The sequence below is a fragment of the Halomarina oriensis genome (assembly GCF_009791395.1).
GTDB lineage: Archaea > Halobacteriota > Halobacteria > Halobacteriales > Haloarculaceae > Halomarina > Halomarina oriensis.
Map to the genome: position 1 here is coordinate 1 of NZ_WSZK01000010.1, position 15,391 is coordinate 15,391.

At 59.5% G+C, this 15,391-nt stretch carries 19 protein-coding genes; 15 read left to right on the forward strand and 4 right to left on the reverse strand.

Annotated features, from left to right (window positions below):
• Positions 1 to 349 precede the first annotated feature (349 nt).
• The 5 genes from GQS65_RS04275 to GQS65_RS04295 all read left to right on the forward strand — a co-directional run bounded on the left by GQS65_RS04275 (position 350) and on the right by GQS65_RS04295 (position 4,208).
• Positions 350 to 601 (forward strand): hypothetical protein, encoded by a 252-nt coding sequence (locus GQS65_RS04275; protein ID WP_158203442.1) that lies wholly within the window; start codon positions 350 to 352, stop codon positions 599 to 601.
• A 122-nt stretch (positions 602 to 723) separates the two neighbouring features.
• A complete protein-coding gene (locus GQS65_RS04280) occupies positions 724 to 951 on the forward strand; it encodes a UPF0175 family protein (RefSeq protein WP_158203443.1) in 228 nt (75 codons plus the stop codon).
• Complete coding sequence (locus GQS65_RS04285) at positions 948 to 1,478, forward strand: hypothetical protein (RefSeq protein ID WP_158203444.1); 531 nt, start codon at positions 948 to 950, stop codon at positions 1,476 to 1,478. The genes GQS65_RS04280 and GQS65_RS04285 overlap by 4 nt, the downstream gene beginning before the upstream one ends.
• Positions 1,479 to 1,907: 429 nt before the next feature.
• The gene (locus GQS65_RS04290) at positions 1,908 to 2,885 is read left to right on the forward strand and encodes an ArdC-like ssDNA-binding domain-containing protein (protein WP_158203445.1); all 978 of its coding nucleotides are present in this window, start codon (positions 1,908 to 1,910) and stop codon (positions 2,883 to 2,885) included.
• Positions 2,886 to 3,359: 474 nt separating this feature from the next.
• Positions 3,360 to 4,208 (forward strand): DNA-binding protein, encoded by an 849-nt coding sequence (locus tag GQS65_RS04295; protein ID WP_158203446.1) that lies wholly within the window; start codon positions 3,360 to 3,362, stop codon positions 4,206 to 4,208.
• A gap of 436 nt (positions 4,209 to 4,644) precedes the next feature.
• On the opposite strand, the gene GQS65_RS04300 is transcribed toward GQS65_RS04295, so the two are convergent.
• The gene (locus GQS65_RS04300; RefSeq protein WP_158203447.1) at positions 4,645 to 4,848 is read right to left on the reverse strand and encodes a hypothetical protein; all 204 of its coding nucleotides are present in this window, start codon (positions 4,846 to 4,848) and stop codon (positions 4,645 to 4,647) included.
• Between the two features lie 424 nt (positions 4,849 to 5,272).
• Between GQS65_RS04300 and GQS65_RS04305 the strand changes: the two genes are divergently transcribed.
• The 5 genes from GQS65_RS04305 (at position 5,273) to GQS65_RS04325 (ending at position 8,451) form a co-directional block, all read left to right on the forward strand.
• Complete coding sequence (locus GQS65_RS04305; RefSeq protein WP_158203448.1) at positions 5,273 to 5,821, forward strand: tyrosine-type recombinase/integrase; 549 nt, start codon at positions 5,273 to 5,275, stop codon at positions 5,819 to 5,821.
• Between the two features lie 110 nt (positions 5,822 to 5,931).
• Entirely contained in the window at positions 5,932 to 6,486 is a 555-nt protein-coding gene (locus tag GQS65_RS04310) for a hypothetical protein (RefSeq protein ID WP_158203449.1), read from the forward strand.
• A 177-nt stretch (positions 6,487 to 6,663) separates the two neighbouring features.
• Entirely contained in the window at positions 6,664 to 7,095 is a 432-nt protein-coding gene (locus GQS65_RS04315) for a hypothetical protein (protein WP_158203450.1), read from the forward strand.
• Between the two features lie 198 nt (positions 7,096 to 7,293).
• Positions 7,294 to 7,773: a hypothetical protein gene (locus GQS65_RS04320; RefSeq protein WP_158203451.1), complete on the forward strand. Its 480-nt coding sequence runs from the start codon at positions 7,294 to 7,296 to the stop codon at positions 7,771 to 7,773.
• A gap of 231 nt (positions 7,774 to 8,004) precedes the next feature.
• Positions 8,005 to 8,451 (forward strand): hypothetical protein, encoded by a 447-nt coding sequence (locus GQS65_RS04325; protein WP_158203452.1) that lies wholly within the window; start codon positions 8,005 to 8,007, stop codon positions 8,449 to 8,451.
• 33 nt (positions 8,452 to 8,484) lie between these two features.
• On the opposite strand, the gene GQS65_RS04330 is transcribed toward GQS65_RS04325, so the two are convergent.
• Positions 8,485 to 9,009 carry a hypothetical protein gene (locus GQS65_RS04330; protein ID WP_158203453.1) on the reverse strand — a complete coding sequence of 175 codons (525 nt, stop codon included), beginning with the start codon at positions 9,007 to 9,009 and terminating at the stop codon, positions 8,485 to 8,487.
• Between the two features lie 102 nt (positions 9,010 to 9,111).
• Between GQS65_RS04330 and GQS65_RS04335 the strand changes: the two genes are divergently transcribed.
• The gene (locus tag GQS65_RS04335) at positions 9,112 to 9,615 is read left to right on the forward strand and encodes a hypothetical protein (RefSeq protein ID WP_158203454.1); all 504 of its coding nucleotides are present in this window, start codon (positions 9,112 to 9,114) and stop codon (positions 9,613 to 9,615) included.
• A gap of 12 nt (positions 9,616 to 9,627) precedes the next feature.
• Here GQS65_RS04335 and GQS65_RS04340 read toward each other — a convergent pair whose 3' ends face one another.
• Positions 9,628 to 10,053 (reverse strand): hypothetical protein, encoded by a 426-nt coding sequence (locus GQS65_RS04340; RefSeq protein WP_158203455.1) that lies wholly within the window; start codon positions 10,051 to 10,053, stop codon positions 9,628 to 9,630.
• Between the two features lie 279 nt (positions 10,054 to 10,332).
• Between GQS65_RS04340 and GQS65_RS04345 the strand changes: the two genes are divergently transcribed.
• The 4 genes from GQS65_RS04345 to GQS65_RS04360 all read left to right on the forward strand — a co-directional run bounded on the left by GQS65_RS04345 (position 10,333) and on the right by GQS65_RS04360 (position 14,145).
• Complete coding sequence (locus tag GQS65_RS04345) at positions 10,333 to 10,842, forward strand: hypothetical protein (protein WP_158203456.1); 510 nt, start codon at positions 10,333 to 10,335, stop codon at positions 10,840 to 10,842.
• Positions 10,843 to 12,259: 1,417 nt separating this feature from the next.
• Positions 12,260 to 12,736 carry a hypothetical protein gene (locus GQS65_RS04350; protein ID WP_158203457.1) on the forward strand — a complete coding sequence of 159 codons (477 nt, stop codon included), beginning with the start codon at positions 12,260 to 12,262 and terminating at the stop codon, positions 12,734 to 12,736.
• A 233-nt stretch (positions 12,737 to 12,969) separates the two neighbouring features.
• The gene (locus tag GQS65_RS04355; protein WP_158203458.1) at positions 12,970 to 13,641 is read left to right on the forward strand and encodes a hypothetical protein; all 672 of its coding nucleotides are present in this window, start codon (positions 12,970 to 12,972) and stop codon (positions 13,639 to 13,641) included.
• 6 nt (positions 13,642 to 13,647) lie between these two features.
• On the forward strand, positions 13,648 to 14,145 hold the full coding sequence (locus GQS65_RS04360; RefSeq protein ID WP_158203459.1) for a hypothetical protein: 498 nt from the start codon (positions 13,648 to 13,650) through the stop codon (positions 14,143 to 14,145).
• Positions 14,146 to 14,369: 224 nt separating this feature from the next.
• On the opposite strand, the gene GQS65_RS04365 is transcribed toward GQS65_RS04360, so the two are convergent.
• On the reverse strand, positions 14,370 to 15,119 hold the full coding sequence (locus tag GQS65_RS04365; protein ID WP_158203460.1) for a hypothetical protein: 750 nt from the start codon (positions 15,117 to 15,119) through the stop codon (positions 14,370 to 14,372).
• Between the last annotated feature and the right edge of the window lie 272 nt (positions 15,120 to 15,391).

Sequence of the window (15,391 nt, forward strand, 5' to 3'; positions counted from 1 at the left end):
CGACGGACTCGTTCATGGGCCGACGCACCGGCGGACTTCGTCGGGCAAGGACTCAGTAGTAACCCCTGCGTATTTCGCGCCCACGAGCGGCCGACGGGCGCACCCTGCGTGCCTTCGGTACTCCATGGCCTAGTAACCACACCAGCGACCAGCAGCGACGGCAGAGCCACTCGAACCCGTTCGAGAGCGAGGCAGGCCCACGAGTGGGTCGGGAGAGGCGACAGACGAGCCGCTGAACGCGCAAGCGTCGAGCGAATCGAGTGCGGACGGTTACGAGGACACACTGGGGGGAGACGAGCAACAGCCCCTTGGATATACTCGGTGTCCCGAGTGTAACGCCCGGCAGTTCGTGGCGAGACAGCTCGTCTACGAGACACGCACGTTCGACGAGCACGGAACAATCGAGTCGATTGAGTCCGACCTGCGCGGCGAACTTGAATTCGTTTGTGCGGACTGTGGGACCTGCCTGCGGGAGATGCCCGCCGCTCGGCGGACGTTCTACGAGGAGGTTGGCGTCCTCCAGCAGGACCTCGCACACGCCGTTCGTCGGCACCTTCGGCTGTGGGGACGGCGGCTTCGGGGCTGGCTCCCGCTGGTGTGAGTCCGACTCGCAGCGGTCCACGCTGGGTTCGGTGAGGAGCCAGGAGGAAGGTCGTCGCCCTCAACCCCCCGCCGAACGGCAACGGAGACAGATTGATACGGCTCCTCCGTCGACTAGCGCTCATGGCTACTGACCGTCGCAGTCCCGTCGACGACACCGAAGCGTTCGCGACGACGGTCGGCCTCTACGTCCTCGGCGAGATCTCACTCGGGAAGGCCGCCGAACGCGTTGGCGTCACCCGCTGGGAGATGGAGGAGTTGTTACAGGAAGCCGGAGTGGAAATCCGGCTTGGCCCGCAGTCGCGGGAGGACCTCGACGACGAAGTCGACGCAGCGCTCGATATCGAATGAGCGAACGGGTCGCACGGCCGGTCGTCCTCGACGCGACCGTTCTCAGCAATTATGCGAGCACTGACTCGGTATCGTGGCTCACGACTACACTCGACGAGCTGTGGACCGTTCCTGCGGTTCAGGGAGAACTGGAACGCGGAGTGGCGCGTGACTACCGCTATCTGAGTCACGCACTCGACGCCCTCGCGTCGGGGGCTATCACCGTCGACGAGACCGCTGAAAAACGACTCGAGCAGGACCATCCATCGGTTCGAGCGAAACTCGACCGTGGCGAGGCTGAAGCCTTCGTCGCCGCACAGGCGGCTGGCGGAACCCTCGCCACTGACGATGCCGCCGCCCGGAGACTCGCTGGCGAGTTCGAGGTTCCAGTGACCGGGTCGATCGGGCTGCTCATCCGCGGAATCGCCCACGGTGAACTCTCGGTTGAGACGGCCGACGCGTGGTTGCAGACGTGGATTACCGAGCGAAACTACTACTCGCCAGTCGACAGCATCGGTGCTGCACTTCCTGACGACCTCGAAGAGTAAGCGAACGGATCTGTGAGGTGATCCCTTCGATGGCAACCGGTCGGTGTCCAACGCGGGTGACGAGTTTCGCCACCAGCATCGGGGTGCGTCGGCATCCGCTATCGCTCACTAGGGCGTCAGCGTGCCGGTCGGCTGCTCGACTGCATGGAATCTGCCAGGGAGCTACTGTCCAGTGGCACGGGTCGCGGCGTTCGCTGGCCGTCGACTATCCGTCGCGTGCAGTCGTGCGCTCCTGAGGACCCCCAGAGGCCTGTTGGCAGCGACACTCGTTGTGGCTGTGTTTCTGTTACCCCACGCGTTGAAACGATTGGTCCGTGTGGGGTAACGTCTCGGTGACTCGTCAGCTGCATTCGCGCGTGGTGTTGGTCGGCCCCTGATAGGGTGCAGGGCGCACGACAGAACAATCGAGTAGGTGTGCCCGTGATTCCAATGACGACTCGACAACACTCGACAGCCGACAGCACCGCCCGTGTTTCGTTCACCGACACTGAGGACCGCGCCGACCAGATGAGTGGCGCTATCGACGACTGGCTCGACCAGTTGCGCGAGGGCGTTGCGGACGCAGAGACGAACGAACAGTTCCAGCAGTGGCTGGACGTGGTGAGCCGGTTTCACGAGTACTCTACACAGAACCAGCTGCTCATCGCGCTCCAGCAGCCCGATGCGACCCGCGTGGCCGGATTCAACACGTGGCGTGAGGAGTTCGGTCGTACGGTCCAAAAGGGCGAGCAGGCCATCTGGATCTGGGCTCCGATCATGGCCAAACAGTGTCCCGCGTGTGGGAACAGCCCCTCGTACTGCGAACGCTCGGTGTGCGAGGGAACCGAGATTCCGACTGACGAGTGGGAGCGCGGTGTGGTCGCGTTCAAACCCGTCCCTGTGTTCGACGTCTCTCAAACGGAGGGCGAGCCCCTTCCCGAGGTCGACATGGCCGCGTCTGGGGACGCGTCGGCGCTCTATCCCGCGTTAGAAGCTGTCGCGCAGGAGAGAGGGTACGACTACTCGCTCGTTCCCGAGGCCGAGTGGTCCCACGGGTCGGCCAGGGGTGTCTGTGCCCCGCGCGCTGACCCACCAGTCATCGAGGTTCTAAAACGCGAGAACACCGCCGACCTGGCTCGGACGGCCATCCACGAGTTCGCGCATGCCGAACTGCACGCTGAGCGCTCGGACGACGAGCCCTCGACGACGGAAGTCGAAGCCGAGGCGGTCGCATACGTCGTCGCCCAGCACTTCGGCCTCGACGCCAGCACGTCGGCGTTGTACGTCACCGCGTGGAGTGGTGAGGCCGTCGAGACCATCGACGAGCGACTCGGGCGGATTCAGCGGACCGCTCGTGAGCTCATCGACGCGGTCCGATCGCACGTGAATATCGACGAGGGGAAGGAGGAATCGGCCAGTCGTCGGTAGTCGGTGGTGCTGGTGTGTCGTTCTGGCCCACCCCGCTCGGCGCGTGCCGCCCTCCGCTGCGGTCCCTCGCTATGCTCGGGCCCGCGATTCGCTCGCGACCGACCAGTCCGGGCGTGCGGGCGCTCTCCGCACTGCGAGCGCCCGGTCCGGGCGTGTGCCCTCGACGCCAGCGGGTATCCGCCGGAGGTTCACTGTGTTCACCCCGCGACGCATACTCCGCTGGCCGCTCGCTCCGGGCGGATCGCCGGGTCGCTCACTCCGTTCGCGCCCCGTGCCTCACCTCGCTGCGCTCGGTGAGACGCCGCGCGGGGCTCTGTGGTGCGGGTCACCTCGGAGCGCGCTCGCTCGCGCCCGGGGGCGCTCGCGAAGGCGCGAGCGAGCGCGCAGTCGTGACTGGTCGGGTCGTTGTGTGGAAAGCTGCGGTGTTGGAGCACCGCAGTGTCGGACGCTCAGTGAGCGCCTTCGGACTCTGCAATGGCAACTAGGAACGTATTCGGTAATGAGGTTTCGGTCGATGAACAGCGCGTCGAACAGGCGGACGAGCAGGTCGGTGATGGCGTTGAGGCTGTCGATGAAACGCCAGAGCTGCGGCCCTCCGTCGAACAGGAGATCCAGGCGAAGGTGGACGCGAACCACCCGGACGGGATGGTCGACACGGGCGAGGAGCGGATCTACGGCGTGACCCTCGAACAGGAAGAGTGCATTCGCGCACGAGAAGAAGAGTTAGCGCACATCAGTGCGCAGGCGACGTTCGGCAGCCAGGAAGGACGGGCGGAGCGGACACGGGCGGTGGCCGAGGAGACGTGCGGCCGAGTGAAAGAGGACCGTGTGCATCCCCAGGAAGCCCTGACGAGCGCGGAGCTCGGCAAGGTGAACCGGCAGGCGAGTCGGGTGCACCAGCGGGTGCGCGGCGGTGAGAGTCGAGCGGTCGTGGCACGGCGGATCGCAGAGCGAGTCGTGAGCGGCGAGGATGTGGAGAGTGCGGTGCTGAAGACGGTCGAGGATGAGAAGCGCATCTCGGGGGTCGTTGTGCCCATCGCGGAGGTGCCCGAGGTCCCAGTGGGCGAGGTGACGGTGGAAGGCGAAATCGTCGAACTATGGGAGCCCTCGACGCCGAACATCCAGCAGGTCGGGCTGATCGCCGATGAGAGTGCGGTGACGAAGTTCACGGTGTGGGAGCGCTCGAATCAGCCCGTCGTGGCGGAGGGCGAGGTGGTGCGATTCTGTAACGTCAAAAAGAGCTGGCACCGTGGTCGGTGTTCGCTCGTCGCGACGGGGTGGAGTCGAGTTGTTTTCCCCGAGCGCGGGCGCTGGTGGACGTAGGCCGGTCGCGGGCTTTTTTCGCGAGCCACCGCCCCACCCACCTCCACGGTCCGGGCGGCCACGGCCGCCGGGCTTTCGCACTGGCCAGTACCGGCGTGCATAGCTTGCCGGTTTTGTTAGACAGAGAGCGTGCGTGTATCAGCCGACACCCACCGTTTGACGGTTTACAGGATAGTGGTTTGAAGCAGATAATTGAGTTGTAACACACCCAGCAGCGTTCCGAACAGGAAGAACCAGATGCCACGTCGTCTCCAGTGCTTCTTCTGGGAACTCAGGTCGTCGTATTTCTGCGTATCCAGAATGAATAGTTTCGGGCGTTTGCGCATAGCCCACGCGCTTAGGTAGAACAGAACGACTGCTGGCCACAGTCCGATTCGGGGCGACGGCTCAGACTGTATCAAGAGGCTGTTTGCCGTTACCAGCCACGTACTACCTATCATTCCTCGTAATCGGAGTTCGGGTAGTAGATGTTCGTCAGTATCAAGAAGGCAAAAATAAGCGCCCCCACTCCGACGACCCATGAGAATGCTATCGGCAAATCATACCGTCCTGCTTCTTCCCAGAGAGTAATCCGCCCGTCGGGGTTTGACAACTCGATAGCAACAAGTGTACCGGTAAATGCGACACCGATTCCGGTCATGATGAGTCCGTCCTTGTGCCGTTGATTCATTGTATCTCATGACTACAACTCATCGGATAGTCTTTACTCCGGGAAAGATGTGACCTCCTGATACACACGCGGCACAAGTCTAACAGTTGAATCAGTCGAGTTACGGTGAAAGAAAGGTGGCACTCAGGTGATGCAGCGTCCACCCCCGTCCAGTCGACGCACTAGCCCCGCCCGTAATTGGCGCCCCGACCGCCACCGCGAGTCCCCGCGTACCACCGGCTCCCAACACGGTTTCTGGCGTGACCAGCTCGTCGATGACGGGTCGGTCGCGAACTCCAAGGAGGACGCACTCTCAGATCGGCAGTTCCAGTTACTCCTGGAGGGAGCCCGCCGACTCGACGCGCCGTACGCGAATCAGGCGCGGTTCATCATCTTCGCGACCGGCCGGCTGGGCATGCGGGCCGGTGAGGTCGCCCACATGAGCGAGCAGTGGATCGACTGGCGCGAACGAACGATCCACATTCCACCGTTCGACCCGTGTACGAAGGGCCGGGGTGATGGCCAGCCGTGTGGCTACTGCACGAAACGCGCCGAGTCCATCGCCGACCACAACCAGAACGTCACCGTCGAGCAGGCACTGTCGACGCGCTGGGCACCGAAGACAGCCGCTGGTGCACGCGCCATCCCATTCGATTTCGAGACGCGCGTCGAGATGGCCGTCGAGCGGTTCTTTCAGACCCACGCTGAGTATCCCCACTCGCGGGTGAGCATCAATCGGCGCGTCAACCGCGCGGCCGAGGCCGCCGAGGGGCTCGACAGCACGCGTGTCTATCCACACGGTCTCCGCGCGACCGCGAGCACCTTCCACGCCGCTCGCGGGTTGACTGGCCTGCCCCTCCAGGCGTTCATAGGCTGGGAGAAGCTCGCGACTGCCGAGACCTACCTCAATGGGACGACCGAGGCGACCCGTCGAGCACTGCGGTCGGTCCACTCCTCGCGATAGCACGCCGACTTTCTTTCACGCCGATTCGGTGTGACGCAGCTGTTAGACACGTGCCGCGAGTGTTTCATTTCCCACAGAAGACATTTATTATTCGTTGACTGATACTCGGTATGCACCGTCGTGCCCTCCTCGCCCTTTCAGGGACCGCTCTCACCGCTCTCGCAGGCTGCTCCCGCACCCGAGAGTATAAGGCGGGAGGAACTACCCCTGAAGCAGCCAGCGACCAGCCCTCCCCACAGGGTGCTTCCGACCAGACAGACGAGGCAACTTCAAAACCGGTAGTCACGGGCCCTGATGGTGGTGCCTGTCCATCCAATCAACGTACGCCAAGCCAATATCCAGATGTTCCCCCGACTCTCTCGGAGGAACGGGTCGTTGAGTTCGTGAAACAATTCGAGCGGGTGAAGGTTATCGACCAATACGCGCGAGACCGTTCGAACCTCACCATTCGAGTCACGGTGGAATCAGTGACCCAGACAGACGATGGCTGGCTGATTCAGCTCGGTGGTGGGTTTTCCCAGCGAGGATGTAGTGACGGTAACACCTACGTCAGTGACGGGGTAATCTCCGCTGCCTACTTTGTAAACGAAACTGGTGTCTACCGGGAGGATGCGTTCCTAAAAACCGCTGTCGCACCGCGGGAGAACGGAACGAGAGTGGCATAGTACCCATACGTTGTGGGTTCTGAGCTCCATGAACTGATACACGCACGCTCTGTGTCTAACAAAACCGGCAAACAGTGCAACGGGTTCACCCTTGTCGATTCAGAGCGACTTACCCATAGGAAGCGTGCCATGGCAGTCTCCCGAACTGTTATTGAGGTGAATATAGTATCTCACGTCATGTCCTCGCAGTTCCTTCCCCGAATTCATCGCCCACAGTCCGCCTCCAAGGGATTCCAGCTCACCGTCATCGGGGGTGTCCTCCATGCCCTCCTCGCGGTTGGCGTTCGTATCGTAGCTGGTGCCCCGACTGCACTCTGGGACCCCTATATGCTGTGGGCGCTCCTCGGGGGGTTCGTCGTCGGAGCGTGTTTCACCGGGTTGTACGTGCGAGCGGGGCTACTACTTCCCGGCGTGGTGACGCTCAGTCTACTGGCGATAGGCGGCGTCCTCACGTCCAACGCATACGCATCACTCAACGGGGCGTCCCCATCGTTCGCATGGACCCCGATGACAGTCTACGTGACGTTCTGGCCATTCATCCTTGCCGTCGCCCTGCTCGTTGGGGGCGGCGAGTGGCTTGGCCGACGGTTGTTGCATCGAGCAGTCTGACCGGTACTGGACGGTTAGAGGCACACTCTGTGTTCCCTCGATGCGTGTGGAACATCCCCTGCGGTGGCCAACGATGGTAGCGTGGAACCGGGTGGCTGACCCGCTACTCGGTCGGTGCTGCAAGCCCGCGGCTGTTTCCGGTCGAACCGTTCGCACACTGCCGAAACATATCTCCCTCCTGCCACGGAGTACCACTGTATGTTCACCGTCGACGCCATCCTCACCACCGACGCGTCGGGCGTGGAACTCACCGCTGAGGAGTTCCAAGCGGCGTCCGCAGAGCACCCACCGCTGTTCGACCTCTGGGTTCGGAACGTGGGCGAGGACACCATCTACTTCTATGGAGGGTACACTTCACCACTGAGCCAGTTCGTCGCGGAGGACCCTGAACAGTCCCGTCAGCTCATCGTCTTCCCGACCGGGCTGAACAGCCAACTCCCCGTGATTCCCCCAACCCCGACGGATGAGGTGTGGGTCGCAGACCATCGGCTGTTCTACTACGAGACGAGACTCCAGACTAGACTCCGTCCCGGTGAGTCGTTCAGTCGCGAGTATGCGATACTCGTCGAGGAACCCACGGATGGTGGGTACCCACCGGGCCGATACACCGTCACAGATGACGGTATCGAGGTCGACGATGCCCCGGCAACTGTTACGGTCACGATTACCGTCTCCTGACCACTCGCCCCCGATTCAGGCAATTATCGAACTCATCCACGAGTGTATCAACGAGCGAGTTGACCAATGAGAACGATATTGGTGGGACGCCTTCAATAACGGAATATGAATCGCCGCCAGTTTCTCGGGGTCACTGTAGGACTCCTCGTACCAGTCACGGGGTGTCTCATTGGCGAGTCGAGTCCGCCGTCAAATGGGACGACCCCGGGCCGCACGAGCGGCGATACACACATGACCGACTCTGAGCTAGCACCTGCCATCGCTGCCCACCAATTCCGGGTCTTGGACTCTGCCGACGGGTACTCCGGGCCGACGTTCTCGTCGGTCGATACGGCCAACCATGCGGCGAAGGTACGCTTTCAACCGGCGTCGAATCGAATCGTGGTCGAAGGGTGGATGCACAGCGGGTCACGGTCGTGTCGAACGACAATACTGGACACCGTGGAGTACGATGCCGAGTCACGCTCTCTTCAATTGACCATCCTTGACACGTTCGAGGAAGGCTCTGGTGGCTGTACGACCGAGATTGACCCCGTTATCTACGAAGCAATCATCACCTTCGAATCTGACTATCCGAAGACCGTCCATATCACGCATCGCGACGAGTTGCAAGACGACGAGACCTACAACGGAACGTTCCATAACGAAGCGGCCACCGCGACAGCCAATACGGACTGAAAGCCCCACGCTCGCGTTATTCAACCCGTCACCTCACTCGCCCTCAGCAGCCTCGACGAGCAGCGAGAACGTCCAGTCTGGAGCACCCGATAGGAGTCGGTCACCCGTGAACACGTACTCGCCATCGGGGAGGCATGGGTCGTTGTCGGGAGCCGCAAGCACCGTGTAGTGTTCGCTCACCGTCTCACCGGGCGCGAGTTCTCGGATGTGTTCGGGGAGGTGCCACCCCGGGTCATGTGACGCTCGCCAGCAGCCGTCGGTAGGCTCGGCTGGCACGAGCGGCGGGGCCTTCCCCGATTCCATGATATTGTGGCGGTCGTCCGGTATCGCGTACAGCCACGCGTCGCTCGCGGTATGAAGACCTAGTGGCTTGCTGAACGGTGGCGACCCGCCGAAGTGGAACTGCCGCGTGGACTCAGCCCGGTTCGTACAGCGAATGTGGAGGCGGGCGGGACTCGTCTGTGTGAACTGCTGGTCGACGTCGACCGTGAACGCAACGGCTGGTGGAAGCGCCGACGTGTCGACGACCGCACGAACCGCGGGGAATCCATCGCTCATCTCCTGTCTCGCGCTACGCGGCCAGCACGTAAGTCCATCATCCCCGTGACCAGACCGGCCTGCCCCAACTGGTATCGCCCGTCAACCCATACCCCGACCATCATGTTCGACGTCGCCGCGACACTCGCCCCCGAGCCCTCCACGGTCGAACTCGTGGTGAGGGACCAGACGCCTGCGACCGCGGCTCACCCACCGCTGGTCACGCTCTGCGTGCGCAATACGAGCGACGCGTCGATGACGCTCAGCGGCGGTCAGATGCTCCCGCTCTCGCAGTACTCCGCACACGATGCCTCCCAGCCACGGCGCATCATCGTCTTCCCCACGGTGCTGAACGCCAAGCAGCAGGTCATCCCTGATGAGCCAACTGACGCGACATGGGCGATGGCGAACGCGTTCCACGAATCGGAGGCCGGACTGGACGTCCGACTTGACCCCGACGAGGAGCACTGTCGAGAGTACGCGATTCTCACCTATCGCCCGTATGTCGATGGGTATCCCCCGGGGCAGTACGTGGCGACGGACGAGCTGACCATCGACGGTGCGGCGTCGACCGTCGAGGTAACGGTCACGGTTCCCGAACGGCAGGACCGTGCGGTGGAGGCGTAGCGGTCGGTCGCCTCACTCCTGCGCGAGCTTCCGATACGCCGCAAGCAGGGCCAGTAGACCGAGCGAGATGAATCCAGAGAAGCCGAGCAGCGGCCCGACAAAGAACTCGACGAACGAACTATCGGTGCTTCGGTAGATGACCTGATAGTACGCACCGTCGTGTTCGACGAAGTCCAGTTCCGTGTACGTCGACGACGGAGCGGGACTCTCCCACGACTGGGGCTCACCCATCGCATCCAGCAACCGGTCGTGCGTGTCCGCAGACAGGGAGGCAAGCGGCGTGATGGCCGTGTTGGCGGGGGCTGCCGAGAGGTTCGGCTGGGCGGTTCCGGCGAGGCGGAGGTCGTTGGTTGTCTGACTGGTGTGGTAGACCTGTCCCGCGAGGGGCAGACTGAGAACGAAGGCGAGTATCGCGACGACCAGCAGAGGAGTGCGCACGGAGCTGAGTGTCGGGCGGTTCATGTGCTGTGCTTGGCATACTGAGTTACGTATTTAGTCTCTCGGGGGAGCCAAACACCCGAATTCACCGTTTCGAGTAGTGGAGGCAGACTCGAATTGGCGGAGCGTTTAATCTACTGAGTATCCTCGATGCAGCTACCGAATGGTTCCCCGCTCCACCGCTCACGTCCCCGGGACGGTCGTTCTCCGCGTTGGTGACCCGAGCAGCGCACACACGAGCCCAACTCCGACGACTCGCTCGCAAGGTCGCCGAGTAACATGAGTCGCTACGAACGCCACACCGTCACTCTCGACGTGTATCCTGTGGAGCGCCTGCGCGACCACGGAGTCGGACCACCGTTGCTCGATACCGACCACCCGTTCGAGGGGGCCGTGTATGCGACGACCGGACTCGCGTACAGCACGCTCGGCCCCCATCACGCTGGCCAACCAGTCCCCCTGACCGGTGGAGAGTGGGCTGCACTGCTCGATAGTGACGTCGAGCCGACGACTGCAGAGACGGTCGAGGTCGTCACGGGGGCAGGCGGCGTATTCCTCCCGCGGGAGTCGCGGGTGGTCGACACGATGGCGTGGTACTGGGACGTCGAACAGGACCTGCTGTACGAACCGGCGCGCGTCTTACTGCGACCGCCATCGGACGACCGGGACAGTGCGTACGCGTTCTCGGTCCATGGGCAGCCCGAGCGCCCGGCCACCGTGCTATCGAAGAGCGAAGCGACCGAGCGACTCGCGGATGGTCGGCTGGTCGAATTGTGTCGAGTTGGTTGACCAGCCGTGGTCGCCGACCAGACCGTCAGTTGAGAAACGACTGGAAGTAGTCGCCGCCCGGCCCAGTGATATCGACCGAGAGAGGACGGCCAACGGGTTGGTTGATGGTGGTTAGTCGATGCGTCGACGGGCAGCGAGACGCAACTTGATGGGCAAAGAACGTCTCTGGAGAGGCGAACGTTGTGGCGCACGAGCAGGTGAAGGACATCCCCGACACGACACGACCTTCGTACCCGTGTTCGTCGCCGACGTGCTGGTGGGTAGTCCACCGTGTTCGCCATACCGGATACGGGACGATATCGCCACACGAACACTGGACGGGCCGAGCCTCATGCATCGCGTGATTCTCACGTCGTTGACGCTGGATTTCTAGCATCTCTTCGGGGTGGTCCGCAGCATACTCCAACGCAGCCCGGACGTGTTCGACGGTCCAATCAGATTTGCTTTGTAACAGATTTAGCGGATTGCTGCCAAGGTGGGCGGCTCGGTGATGGACAAAGTAAACTGCAATGCCCGTCTCTCCAACGCTCGGACCGTTCAGCCCGCCCGCCCAGATATTGATTCCGCGGTACGTACCCCGACAGTCAGACATAGGCGCATAGCACGGTGTATCGAATAAGAACGTTCTCCGAATCGGTCTGAACGCACGTCGGGGTGAGGCGACACAGGCTAAAGAGCTGTGTCGACGTGTCAGTTTTCTCGACGTGAGAGTGCGCGGAGATAGTCTTTCCTGTGTCAGCGTTCGTGTTGCTGTCCATTCAGTGACTTCTGACGCCGTCTTCACAGTAGCAATCCAAGCAATTATTCGCTACATCGCCATCTTCAGTCATACGAAGTCAGCCCTGACTTCGGAGGGTAGATTTCTGCAAATGGATGGTTGCGGACTATTCGATTCAGTTTGTGGGGATAAGCGGCTTCCATATCCCCGTAGACGGCATGCTACCCTACTCACAGCAAACACTATGTGGAGTATCTATCACGTTCCGATCGGTCAATCTATCTGCAGTCTCTCGAGTTTGACCGACACCGGCTGCCGGTCTGCTCGGGGGGTTGTGTTAACTTAAGCGCTAATCGTATCGCAGCCCGTCGGTTTTCGATTCCAACTAATCGCAGACCGAAGGTACGACTGATCAGCTGAATCGCCGGCTCTGGCTGGATTCCGTGGATGTGTTTCAATAGCAATAGACAATGGGTGAATACGGTGCTTCGCCCTTGGCGCTCAATCCTGCCGCTATCCACCGATTTCTACTTAACTTAACACCACCAGACAAGCAATGCATAAGTCTTTGAGTAGTGGTGTTGATTACTTGAAAGACCCATTTGACACTTCCCATAGAATATTACTATACGGATGTTAGGCCTGAGTATGAAACGTAGGGGACTGTTGTGTTGGATTGGAATTACAGCTGCGACAAGTATGTCAGGGTGCGTCAGCCTGTCAGGAAACGCTGAGCAGAATCGCTCACAGGAAGAAACGAGCAACAACTCAACAGAGATTGTGTCGTGTGGTGACTATGCTTATCAGCCGAAAGACACGAGTGATGATGACAGGTTACCTTGGCATGTCGCGATTAAAAATGTCGACCTCGAAAGCATTCCCGTTTCGATATCAATCATTGAGATTTCAGATGAGACCGAAAAAGAAGTTATTTCTTGTTTGGCTAAATCTAAAAGCCATTCTAAACTCATCTTCGACTTGTCACCAAATGTGGGGTATCGAGTGGACGTCACTCTTGAACGCCCTACCAGCTCAGAGAAAGCATCTACTACTGTAACTGGTTGGAATCGAGTAACTGGTGGAAATGAAGCTCTGGAAGCCACTGTCGAGGACGGTCAATTCGAAATAATGCATGTGCATTACGACGCTGGATTGACTGCTGATAACAAGTCGTAATTGACTGAAACGTCGTCACTCTCTCGTAGCCAATAGCGACGGTCCGATCATTAGGATAGCTGGGATTGGCAAAAAATCCGATAATCAGTAGTTCGACTCCAGTAGACTGCGCCGTCGGTTGCAGGTATTGTCTCTCTCATTCTGAAGTCTAATCGAATAATTGTTTCGGGGAAACATTTAATGCATAGAATTCATTTATGCTAATTGGTTGGGGCAGGAATCAACCATACACCATGTCACATCTAAGAGTAGGCGTATGGATATCGCAGGAGCTGTACAATGACTCAGGTTACACGGTTCGCGACAAAGCCGTAAGTTTCATTCAAAATAGTGACCGCAACGTAAGCTATGATTACAATGCGATTGCAAAACCAGAGACTATATCAGCCCCCACTGAAGTTCCAAATCCAGACGATCCATTTGACGCAAGGTATCCTTGTGACCAGACGTTCACCATCAGCTACGAGAATCTGTATGAATGGTGGAAGGACTACACCAGCTGTGAACTAAATAACCTAGAGCCTGATTGTAACCTTCTTATCACCAGAAACTCAGGCATCTGTGGAGGAGGTAGAGGAGGTGGAACACACGCTGTCGCTAATGGATACGCCATAGAGAACCTGACGGAAGGTCAAACCTATAATGAAGGTTGTGGTGCATTCAGCCTTGGGATTGTTCTTCAGGAGGTGGGCCACTGCACAATCAACGTGAGTGACTCTGATGGAGATGGTCACGGGGATCATGATACGTGCGACAACGTTTCGCACAATTCGAAGCAGTACATTACCCCGATGGGCGTTAGTTATGACGACGAGTTGAATTCGCAAAATGAATGCGGTGAGTACTTCCTGAAGCCAGAAACCTCGAAACATGTCCACTTCGAGTTTGACGGCTGCGCGGAGTGATTTGATATGAAGGACAAACGAACACGACGGAAGATCCTGAGTACGGTAGCAGTTGGTGGCGCAAGTACAGTGTTCCTTTCCGCAAGAGGACTAGCGTCGGCATCAGAGCCATCTGATGAGCGCGGTAAGTCTAGCAGAAGACTCTTTAGAGTTCTCAACAACAGCACCGAAGACGGTGAAACTACTGTCCGAATCAGGCGGAAAGACAGTGGCAAACACGTCCAAGAATTTAGTTTGAAGACCGCTGGTGGAAACCATCCAGATCTTAGGTCGAAGCCCAGCAAAGCCAAAATCCCTGAAATTGCCGCCGAAATGAGTTCTTTCGGTGGTTTGGCTCGTGGAAAATGGGTGATGGAAATCCTGCACGGGAGCAATTCTGAAGAGGTTGAGTTTGAGATGGGCCCATTCGGTTTGGTGGACGGGAATGTTGTTCAGGCCCGCATCCTACCGGGTGGGGAACTCCGTGTATCTCAAAACCACGAAGACTCCGGAATAGAGGCATAGTTGGCCAGTTTAAAACGCGTTGTATATTATAAATTTTGCATTTCTAGTTGAGGATAGGGATTGCAGACAGATGTTGACGCATAACATCCGTTTGAATAGTAAGGAACTTGTTAATTGGTTGTTCAGGCAAGCTGGCCCTGAGGGTCTATTGCTCAATTTGACCCGATCTGTTCCCACATTATCACCCTCTGCAAGTGATTGTGTATATTGCCGAACTGATACTATTACCCTTTCAACCCCTTCGATGGCAATAGTTGGCGAATCACGAGTGTCCACATACTGGTAATGCGACGACCGATGCCAACGACCCCTGAGTGTGGAACGTCGCTGCCGTCGTAGAGCGTCGCGTCGTTCGGCCCCTGCTCGGGAACGCTGATGACATCGTCATGGTCGACGAGACGGTCGAAGACATCGAGAGTGGGGGCGCTTCGAGATGCCGGTGTCGTCGTCAACCACCCGGGCAGCCACCTGGCCCGGTGTGCTGCGGACGGCCTCAACGGTGCGGCGTTCCTTCTCGGTCCAGACCCCCTCGACACCGGCACCTGGACGTCCGCGAAGCCGACGGGTATCTCGTTGATTCGGACGAAGACGGTCGCCGTCGATAAGGGACCGTCAGGGTTGCGAACCCATCGACCCGTTGCTTGAGCCGAATGATTCTCTTGGACGAGGATGAGGATGGCAGCGGCGATGTCGGCATCGTCACCGATGAGCCTCCGGACATGGGCGCGTTTGCGACCCCTACCGTCGCAGCGGGGACAGCTATCGCCCTCGCAGTGGTCGCACTCCGTTTTAGAGCGCTCGGGAGTAGCTTCGAGGTCGAATTCGGGGAGCAGGTCAACGACGAAGTCGCCGCCGGGGTCCGTGCAGCCGTTGACGAACCTGACCACCTCGTCACCGAAGTCGTTCCTCGATTTCTCATCACCGTAGTGCATCGTACGGGGCTCGTTGACGCCGACCTCCACCATGATGTCCATCTAGGTCGGACTCGACGCTGGAGGCCGTGGTGGCCGTCGAGAGCGCCTCGCCGTACTCGTGGTGGAGTTATCCGACGAGCGCGGGGGTCGCGTCTCACGAGCAGTACCCGCAATTGGCAATTGGTTGCTAGTCTCCAATCTCTCCCTGTAGTAAGCGGTTGCCACCCTCGCTGGATATCCCACCTACGTACAATATTTCGTATGTCTCTTGAGCAAAAGTCAAAGGAATCATATCTCCATCAAGAGTAGCCTGCATTAATCGACCGTCCTAC

Coding starts and splice junctions, on each gene's coding strand:
- GQS65_RS04280 (WP_158203443.1), top strand. CDS start 724: ATGGCTACTGACCGTCGCAGTCCCGTCGACGACACCGAAGCGTTCGCG.
- GQS65_RS04285 (WP_158203444.1), top strand. CDS start 948: ATGAGCGAACGGGTCGCACGGCCGGTCGTCCTCGACGCGACCGTTCTC.
- GQS65_RS04290 (WP_158203445.1), top strand. CDS start 1,908: ATGACGACTCGACAACACTCGACAGCCGACAGCACCGCCCGTGTTTCG.
- GQS65_RS04295 (WP_158203446.1), top strand. CDS start 3,360: ATGGCAACTAGGAACGTATTCGGTAATGAGGTTTCGGTCGATGAACAG.
- GQS65_RS04300 (WP_158203447.1), bottom strand. CDS start 4,848: ATGACCGGAATCGGTGTCGCATTTACCGGTACACTTGTTGCTATCGAG.
- GQS65_RS04305 (WP_158203448.1), top strand. CDS start 5,273: ATGCGGGCCGGTGAGGTCGCCCACATGAGCGAGCAGTGGATCGACTGG.
- GQS65_RS04310 (WP_158203449.1), top strand. CDS start 5,932: ATGCACCGTCGTGCCCTCCTCGCCCTTTCAGGGACCGCTCTCACCGCT.
- GQS65_RS04315 (WP_158203450.1), top strand. CDS start 6,664: ATGTCCTCGCAGTTCCTTCCCCGAATTCATCGCCCACAGTCCGCCTCC.
- GQS65_RS04320 (WP_158203451.1), top strand. CDS start 7,294: ATGTTCACCGTCGACGCCATCCTCACCACCGACGCGTCGGGCGTGGAA.
- GQS65_RS04325 (WP_158203452.1), top strand. CDS start 8,005: ATGACCGACTCTGAGCTAGCACCTGCCATCGCTGCCCACCAATTCCGG.
- GQS65_RS04330 (WP_158203453.1), bottom strand. CDS start 9,009: ATGAGCGATGGATTCCCCGCGGTTCGTGCGGTCGTCGACACGTCGGCG.
- GQS65_RS04335 (WP_158203454.1), top strand. CDS start 9,112: ATGTTCGACGTCGCCGCGACACTCGCCCCCGAGCCCTCCACGGTCGAA.
- GQS65_RS04345 (WP_158203456.1), top strand. CDS start 10,333: ATGAGTCGCTACGAACGCCACACCGTCACTCTCGACGTGTATCCTGTG.
- GQS65_RS04350 (WP_158203457.1), top strand. CDS start 12,260: ATGTCAGGGTGCGTCAGCCTGTCAGGAAACGCTGAGCAGAATCGCTCA.
- GQS65_RS04355 (WP_158203458.1), top strand. CDS start 12,970: ATGTCACATCTAAGAGTAGGCGTATGGATATCGCAGGAGCTGTACAAT.
- GQS65_RS04360 (WP_158203459.1), top strand. CDS start 13,648: ATGAAGGACAAACGAACACGACGGAAGATCCTGAGTACGGTAGCAGTT.
- GQS65_RS04365 (WP_158203460.1), bottom strand. CDS start 15,119: ATGGACATCATGGTGGAGGTCGGCGTCAACGAGCCCCGTACGATGCAC.